Here is a 9,304-nt window from a genome sequence, read left to right as displayed (position 1 = left end):
CGCGTACGTCTCCTCATGGCGGTAACAGAGGTCACAGCGGTCACGGCGGTCACAGCTTCGGTTCGGCAGCACGGGCGGAGCAGGGGCGGAGCAGGGGCGGAGCATCAGAGGGTGGAGGGATCAGGAGCTGGAGGGATCAGGGGGCTGAGGTCGGGAGACGGGAGGGGTGGGATCAGTTGAGGTCGTCGGCGAACTCGGACTCCAGGGCCTCGATCTCGTCCTGGTCGAGATCGAGCAGCGCGAAGTCGGAGGGTGTGTGGCCGCCGGCCGACGGATCGGCGGTGTGGACGGCAAGGCCCTCCAGCAGTTCCAGCCAGGTCTGGCCGAGGCGCTCCGCCCGGCTCTCGCCGAGCAGCGTTCCGGGCCAGCTCAGCGTGAGCGTGAGCAGGGGCCCGTCCGGGGTGTCCGCCACGACGGCGCCGGCGGCCAGCACATGCGGCACCGGCATGTCCGGGTCCGCCGTTCCGACCATCGCGGTCTCCCCGGCCGGCTGCCAGGCGCGGACCGGGCTTCGGGGCGTTCCGGCGGCCGCGAACCGGCCCAGGTAGTTGAAGCCGATCTCCGGGGTGGGAAGATCCGCCAGCACCCTGGCCGTGTCCGGATTCGCACGGCGGAGCAGGCCGTGGCCCAGCCCGTCCCCGGGCACCGCCTGCACCTGCTCCTTCACCCGCTTGACCAGCCCGCCGGCGGAGGCACCGCCAGCCGCGGCATCCGCCAGGTCGAGCCCCGACACCTCCAGCCGCAGGGGATGCGCCGCGGTGAACCAGCCCACCGTCCGGGACACGTCCATGCCCTCCGACAACGGCTCGCGGCCGTGCGCCTCGACCTCCACCAGCAGTCCAGCGCCGCCGGGGTGCGGACGCCACCGCGCCACGGCTCCGGCCAGCGTTGCCAGCAGCACCTCGTGCACACCGCAGTGGAAGAGCGCCGGGGTACGGCCGACCAGGACGGCGCTGCGGTCGGCGGGGACCGTCCACTCGCGGCGGGAGAGGGTCCGGACGGTGTCGCGGGCCGGGTCGAGGGAACGGACCCCGCCCACGGTCCGCGCGTCGGCCCCGGACAGCAGACCCACCCAGCCGTCCAGCTCCGCCAACCGCTCCGCGCTCCGCGCAGAGCGCTCCAACTGCCGTGCCCAGGAACGGAACGAGGTGCCACCGGCCCGCAGGACGCTCTCGGGCTCACGGCCGGCGGCCACGGCCTCGCAGGCCGCCCGCAGATCCGGCATCAGCACCCGCCACGACACCCCGTCGACCACCAGGTGGTGCGCCACGAGGGCCACCCGACCGACGCGGTCCGGGCCGGCGTCCACCCACACCGCGACCACCATCACGCCGGCCACCGGGTCCAGACCGTCGATCGCGTCCCTGGCCGCGCCGGCGGTCACGTCGTCCAGACGGTCGTCGGGGACACCGACGGCGTCCACGCGCACGACGCGCCCGGACGCATCCACCGTGCCGGGTTCCGGCACCACGAGCACCGGGTCATCCGGCCCACCCCCGACCCGGGCCCGGAGCATGCCGTGCGCGGCGAGCACCGCCCCCAGCCCCGCTGCCAGCACATCCGTCCCCAGCCCGGCGGGCGCGCCCACGGCCATCCACTGCGCGAACCGCGGCCGCAGCGCGTCCGCGCCCACGGCCCGCATCACCGGCGTCCACGGCACCTCGCCGACACCGCCGTCCTCGATCTGCGCCGACGCGTGCGCGGTCGCGACCGCCACCGACGCGAGCCGCTCCGGGGTCTTCTCCTCGAAGACCTGGCGGGGCGTCACCACCCAACCGGCCCGGCGGGCGCGGGAGGCGAGCAGCATCGACATGATCGAGTCGCCGCCCAGCTCGAAGAACCCGTCCCCGACCCCTGCCTCCTCCAGGCCCAGCACCTCGGCGAACAAGGCGCAGAACGCCTCCTCGGCGGAGGTCGCGGGCGCACGGGTGGCAACGGACGTGAGGTCGGGGACGGGCAGGGCCGCGCGGTCGATCTTGCCGTTGACGGTCAGCGGGAAGGCGTCCAGCACCACCACCGCCGACGGGACCATGTACTCCGGCAGTCTCGTCGCCGCGTGGGCCCGTACGGCGTCCGCGTCCATGTTCGCGTCCACCGCTCCGACGACGTACCCGGTCAGCCGACCGCCGTGCGCCAGCACCACCGCCCGCGCCACACCGGGATGGGCGGCCAGGACGGCCTCGACCTCGCCGAGTTCGACGCGGAAGCCGCGGATCTTCACCTGCTCGTCCGCCCGTCCCACGAACGCCAGTTGGCCGTCCGCGGTCCAGCGGGCCAGGTCCCCGGTGCGATACATCCGACCGCCGTCGCCGTCGAACGGGCACGCGACGAACCGTTCCGCCGTCAGGTCGGGCCGCCCGATGTACCCACGAGCCAGGCCGGCCCCGGCGACGTAGAGGTCACCGGTGATCCCTACGGGGACCGGCCGGAGGTAGGCGTCGAGGACGTAGGTACGGACGTTGGGCAGCGGACGGCCGATCGCGGGCGCCGGGTCCTGACCGGTGATGCCCTCCTCCAACAGGACGGCGGTAGAGATGACGGTGGCCTCGGTCGGACCGTACGTGTTCCACACCCGCGCACCCGCCCGCCACTTCGCCGCCAGGCCGGCCGCCAACCGCTCCGCACCCAACACCCAATTGCCGATCCCCGAAACCGCCTCCGGCTCCAGCACACCCAACAACGACGGCACGACGCTCGCCACTTCGACTCCCGCCGCCCCGACCATCCGCGCCAACTGTGTACCGTCCAGCCGCTCTTCGGACGACGCCACCGCCAAGGCCCCACCCCCGGCCAGGGTGACCGCCACATCCAGCACCGCAGCGTCAAAACTGAACGACGCGAACTGCAACGCCGTCACGCCCGCCTCGACACCCAGGACCGGACGCATCGCCGCCGCCAAATTCGCCACCGAAGCGTGAGCCACTGCCACACCCTTCGGCCGCCCCGTCGAACCCGACGTATAGATCACATACGCCAACTGGTCAGAGACCACCTCAGGCAGACCGCCCCCATCACACCCCACCTCATCCAGCAGAACCGTCTCGACATCCGCCGACAACCGACCAGCGGTCTCAGACGTCACCAACACCAACTCGGCGTCGCTGTCCGCCACCATGAACACCAGCCGCTCCGACGGGTACTCCGGGTCCAACGGCACATACGCCCCGCCCGCCTTCCACACCCCCAACATCGCCACGATCGCCTCCACCCCCCGCGGCAAGCACAGCCCCACCCGCGACTCACCACACACACCCCGCGCCACCAACCCCCGCGCCAGAGCATCGGAGCGCGCATCCACCTCCGCATACGACAGCCCCCGACCCCCCGACCACAACGCCACCGCGTCCGGAGTCTCGGTCACCCACCCACGGAAACGGTCCAGCACCGTGCCGAACTCAAACGGCCGCGCCGTGGCATTCCACTCCTCCACGACCGCAGACCGCTCGGACTCCTCCAGCAACTCGATCTCGCCCAACCGCACCCGCGGATCAGCCGCCACCTGCTCCAACACCCGCACCAGGCGGCGAACCATCCGCAGGGCATCGCGACGCCCGAACACGTCGGAGCGGTAGTCGAGACGGATCGCAAGGGCGTCGCCAGGGGTGACCCCCAGCGCCAGCGCGAAGTTGGTCGACTCGCGGAGTTCGGTGCCCGCGAGCGACAGTTCGTCACCGACCGGCTGGACATCCAGGTCGCCCGGGTAGTTCTCGAAGGCGAGCAGCGTGTCGAAGGTCGCGCCGGGACCGGCTGCCCGCTGGGCCGCGCTCAGCCCCACGTGCTGGTGGTCGAGGAGCGCCGACTGCCGCGCCTGGAGGGCCTGGAGCGCCTCGCGCACCGAACGGGCCGCGTCCAGATCGACACGCACCGGCAGCGTGTTGATGAACAAGCCGAGCATCGTCTCCATGCCCGGAAGTTCCGCCGGGCGCCCCGCCACCGTCGCGCCGAACACCACCTCGCGACGGCTCGTCAGCTGGCCCAGCACCATCCCCCAGGCCAGCTGGATGACGGTGTTGAGTGTCACGCCGGCGCCACGGGCGACCCGCTCCAGGTCGCGGAGCAGTTCGGCGCCGGCGCGGCCGGTCACCCGGTCCAGGACGACGGCGGCCGCCGCGCTCGGCTCGGTCGGCGCGACCAACGTCGGCTCCTCGATCGGCGCCAGTTCGGCCCGCCACGCCTCCAGCGCCGCCGCCGTGTCCCGACCGGCCAGCCACGTCCAGTACGGCCGCGCCGACACGGACGCGGCGAGTCCGTCCGCCCGGCCACCGGCCGCGTAGAGCGCCCACAACTCGCGCAGCATCAACGGCAGCGACCAGCCGTCCAGCAACAGGTGGTGCAGCGACACCACCAGCCGGGACCGGCCGGCGCCGGTCCGGATCAGGGCCACCCGCAGCAGCGGCGGCGCGCCGAGGTCGAACCGCGCGGACCGCTCCTCGGCACCCACCCGATCCGCGGCGTCGTCGCCCAGCCCCCTCAGGTCGACCTCGCGCCATGGCAGTACAGCGCGGCCGACGACCACCTGCACCGGACCTGCCGCGCCCGCCACCTGCACGAACCCGGCGCGCAGCGCGGCGTGCCGATCGAGCAGCGCCTGCCACGACGCGTGCAGCCGGGGCCCGTCCACGTCGCCGTCGAGTGTCAGGACCAGCTGCTCGACGTATACGTCCGCACCCTTGTCGTCGAAGAGCGAGTGGAACAGCAGGCCCTCCTGGAGCGGCGCGACGGGAAGGACGTCCACCAGCTCCGGAACCGCCGACTCGATCTCCTCCACACCGGCCTGGTCCAGCGCGACCAGCGGGAAGTCCGACGGGGAGTGACCACCCGCCCCGGCCCCGACATCCGCCACCAGTTCGGCGAGCACCCGCGCCCACGCCGCCAGCAGTCCGCGCGCCCGGTCCTCACCCATCAGCCGTTCCGGGCACGCCGCTCTCAGCTCCAGCACCGCACCGCCCGCTGACTCGCGTACCGACCCCAGCAGTTCCACGGCGTGCATCGGCGGGGCATCAGGGGCGCTCCGGGCCCCGAAGCCCTCGGTCGCGCCTCCCCGCCCCAGGTAGTTGAAGCCGACCTGGGCCGAGGGAAGAGCCGCCAGTTCCTCGGCCGTGTCCGGGTTGACGTGCCGCAGCAGCCCGTAACCGAGGCCGTCACCCGGGACGGCCCGCACCTGTTCCTTCGCCCGCCGCACCGACGTGTCGCCGTCCGTGCTCAGCCGTACCGGACGCGAGGCGGTGAACCACCCCACCGTCCGCGACAGGTCCATCCCCTCGGCCAGCGGCACCCGGCCGTGTCCTTCGACGTCCACCAGGAACCCGCCCACGCCGGCCCACTCGCCGACCGCCCCCGCCAGCCCCGCCAGCAACACCTCGTCCACTCCCGCGTGGTACGCCGCCGGGACCGCTGTCAGCAGCGCCGCCGTGATCTCCGCCGGTACGGTCACGGCCACCTCGCGAACCGTCGCGCCTACATCCACACCGGGGTCCAGTGCGGCGTCCGTCAGCAGCGGGTCCGGGCCGTCGCCCGCCAGCACCGCCCGCCACGCACCCAGCTCGGCCACCCGCTCCGGGCGCCCCGCCTCCACCGCCAACTCCCGGGCCCACGCCCGGAACGGCACCGGTACGGGGTCCAACTCCACGGCGTGTCCAGCGGCGAGTGCGTGGTACGCGGACCACAGGTCCGGCAGGAGCACCTGCCAGGACACCGCGTCGACGACCAGATGGTCGGCCACCATGACCAGCCGCCCAGATGCCTCCGGCCCCGCGTCCAGCCACACCACCTGCAACATCACCCCGGCCGCAGGGTCCAGGCGTACCACCGCCGCGTCGATCTCCGCGTCCACCAGGGCCACCAATGCCGCCGGGTCCGGGCGGTCCACTCCCGCCGCATCGACGCGCGCCACCAGCCCGTCCACCGACACCGCGTCGCCCGCCTCCGGCACCATCAGCAGCACGGGCTCCGCCACCAACCGTGCTCCCAGCACCTCATGGCGCTCCACCAGGGCCGCGACCGCGGCCCGCAGCGCCGCCTCGTCCAGTCCCGCAGGGGCTTCGACCACCACCGACTGCACGACGGCGCGCACGCTGCCGGCACCGACCCGGTCCAGTACTTCCCGCATCACCGGTGTCAGCGGCACCTCACCAGCGGCGGTGTCCGCCGTGAGAGCGCCGTCAGCCGTCCCGTCGACCGGCGTCGCCACGGCGGCCAGCCTTGCCGGCGTCCGTAACTCGTGCACCTGACGGGCCCCGACGACCAGTCCCGCGCGGCGGGCCCGCGACACCACCAGCATCGCGGTGATCGAGTCGCCGCCCAGCTCGAAGAAGCTGTCCCCGGCTCCGACCGCAGCCGCCTCCACGCCCAGCACCTCCGCGAACAGCGCGCGCAGCGTCTGCTCGGTCCCTGTCGACGGGGCGTGCGGATCGGCGGACCCGAGGTCGGGCGCGGGCAGGGCGGAGCGGTCGATCTTGCCGTTGACGGTCAACGGGAGCGCTTCCAGCGCGATGACCACCGACGGAACCATGTACTCCGGCAACCGCGTGGCGGCGAAGGCCCGCACGTCCGGCCCGTCCGCATCGCCGACGGTGTACCCGACCACCCGCCCGTCCCGCACCACCGCCACGGCCCGCTCGACCTGCGGGTGGGCGGCCAGGACGGCCTCGACCTCGCCGAGTTCGACGCGGAATCCGCGGATCTTCACCTGCTCGTCCGCCCGCCCCACGAACGCCAGTTGGCCGTCCGCGGTCCAGCGGGCCAGGTCACCGGTGCGGTACATCCGGCCGCCGTCGCTGCCGTCGCCGCCGCTGCCGTCGTCGAACGGGCAGGCCACGAAACGCTCCGCCGTCAGATCGGTCCGCCCGATGTACCCACGAGCCAGACCCTCGCCCGCGATGTACAACTCGCCCACCACGCCTACGGGAACGGGCCGGAGGAAGGAGTCGAGGACGTAGGTACGGACGTTGGGCAGCGGACGGCCGATCGCGGGCGCTGGGTCCTGACCGGTAATGCCCTCCTCCAACAGGATGGCGGTAGAGATGACGGTGGCCTCGGTCGGCCCGTACGTGTTCCACGCCCGCGCCCCCGCCCGCCACTTCGCCGCCAGGCCGGCCTCCAACCGCTCCGCACCCAACACCCAGTTGGCCACCCCGGGAACCGCCTCCGGCTCCAACACCCCCAACAACGACGGCACGACGCTCGCCACGTCGACACCCGCCGCCCCGACCATCCGCGCCAGCGCCGAGGAATCCAGCCGCTCTTCGGACGACGCCACCGCCAAGGCCCCACCTCCGGCCAGGGTGACGGCCACATCCAGCACCGCCGCGTCAAAACTGAACGACGCGAACTGCAACGCCACCACACCCGGCTCCACGCCAAGGACCGGCCGCATCGCCGACGCCAAATTCGACACCGAAGCGTGAGCCACCGCCACACCCTTCGGCCGCCCCGTCGACCCCGACGTATAGATCACATACGCCAACTGGTCAGGAGCAACTACCGGCAACTCCCCCACTCCGCTCTCCAGATCGTCGAGCCGGACCCTCTCGACATCCCCAGGAAGGCGATCCACCGTCTCGTCCGCGACCAGGACCAACTCAGCGCCACTGTCAGCCACCATGAACGCCAACCGCTCCGACGGGTACTCCGGGTCCAACGGCACATACGCCCCACCCGCCTTCCACACCCCCACCATCGCCACCACCATCTCCACCCCGCGCGGAAGGCACAGCCCCACCCGCGACTCACCACCCACACCCCGCGCCACCAACCCCCGCGCCAACACATCCGAACGCGCATCCACCTCCGCATACGACAACCCACGACCCCCACACCACACCGCCACCGCATCCGGAGTCTCAACCACCCACCCCCGGAACCGCTCCATTACCGTCGACGCGTCCACGTCCCGCGCCGTGGCATTCCATCCGCTCACCACCAGGGCACGCTCGTCGTCCCCCAGCACTCCGATCCGCCGCACCGGCACCGTCGGGTCGCCGACCGCGCGCTCGACGAAGCCGACCAGCGATCGACGGACCCCCCGCACCCACGCCCGGTCGTAGAGTGCCGCGTTCGCCTCTACGGTGATGTCGATCCCCGAGCCCGTCCGGTCGACCAGCACCCCGAAGTCCTCGACCAGCCGGGTGGACACGTCCCGTGCCACGCCTCGGCAGTCACCGAAGGCGAGTTCACCGGTCCGCGGCAGGATGTTCACGTACGGCCCGAAGTGCCAGCGGTCGCCTTCCGGCCAGCCCAACTCCCGGCGCAGCCACTCGCCGCGGTACCGCTGGTGCCGGAGCAGTTCACCGACGGCCCCGTCGGCCGTCCGGGCGAGGTCGATCAGGTTCGCCGCGGCCGGCACCGGGAACCGCAGGGGCAGCATGTTCGCCCTGGTCATGCGGGCGCGCAGGTCCGCCTCGCCCACGCGGCCGGTCAGGGGCAGGCTGAGCAACGCTTCCGCCGACCCGGCCATGCCGCTGACGTAGGCGCCGGCGGCGGCGACCAGCAGCCGGGACGTCCGCAGGCCGGACCCGCCGGCCGCGGCGCGCAGCGCGTCGACCGCGGCGGGGGTCAGGCCGCCCGTCTCCCGCAGTACTGCCCCGCCTCCGGTGCCGGCTTCACCGCCCCGTGGAAGCCCGGAGACGCCGGAAAGGCGGGGGCTTTCCGCCATCTCCGGCCGATCCGAGAATCGGTCGTACAGATAGCGCCGATCGTCCTCGAATTCGGCCGAGTTCCGATACCTCGCCTCCTCGTCAAGCGCCTTGCTCAACGAGATTCTTTCGGAATTCGGGTACGCACCGCCCGCGACGGACGCCGAATACACCTCGGCGACCCGGCGCGCCATCAGCGTGCACCCATGACCGTCGAGCAGCAGGTGGTTGTAGCCCTGGAACCAGCAGTGCCGGTGGGAATCGATTCTGAAGAGCACGAAAGAGAAAAGGCGCGCTCCGAGCGGATTCTCCACGCCGGCGAGTTCCTGGCGCATCCGGGTCTCGGTCCACGCCCGCCGGTCGTCGCCGTCTTCGTCCGGTTCCTCGATGCGCAAGGTCCATGGCCGGGCGGCGTGCGGCACGGCGCGCACCCCGCCGACCGCGTCCTCGGCGAATCGCACGCCGAGGATCTCCGTCTCCTCGACCGTCCGGCGCAGCGCGGCCTCGAAGGCGGGCACGTCCAGGGCACCCGTGATCTGCACGGCCTGCCCGACGCTGTAGAGCGCGCGCGGGCCCCCCAGGCGCTGCGCGTGCCAGATGCCCTCCTGGCCGTCGGACAGGGAGATACCGCCATCGATTCGCTCGCTCATGCCTACCCCCGATCCGTATTC

Annotated in this window: 1 protein-coding gene; it reads right to left on the bottom strand. The window is 72.7% G+C overall.

Annotated elements, in window-relative coordinates; genetic code table 11:
• Window positions 1-172 precede the first annotated feature (172 nt).
• Entirely contained in the window at window positions 173-9,283 is a 9,111-nt protein-coding gene (locus OG896_RS37485) for a non-ribosomal peptide synthetase (RefSeq protein WP_329372609.1), read from the bottom strand.
• Window positions 9,284-9,304: the final 21 nt, after the last annotated feature.

It is taken from the genome of Streptomyces sp. NBC_00669 (assembly GCF_036226785.1).
GTDB lineage: Bacteria > Actinomycetota > Actinomycetes > Streptomycetales > Streptomycetaceae > Actinacidiphila.
This window is presented reverse-complemented; position numbering and strand designations above follow the sequence as displayed.

Coding starts and splice junctions, on each gene's coding strand:
- OG896_RS37485 (WP_329372609.1), bottom strand. CDS start 9,283: ATGAGCGAGCGAATCGATGGCGGTATCTCCCTGTCCGACGGCCAGGAG.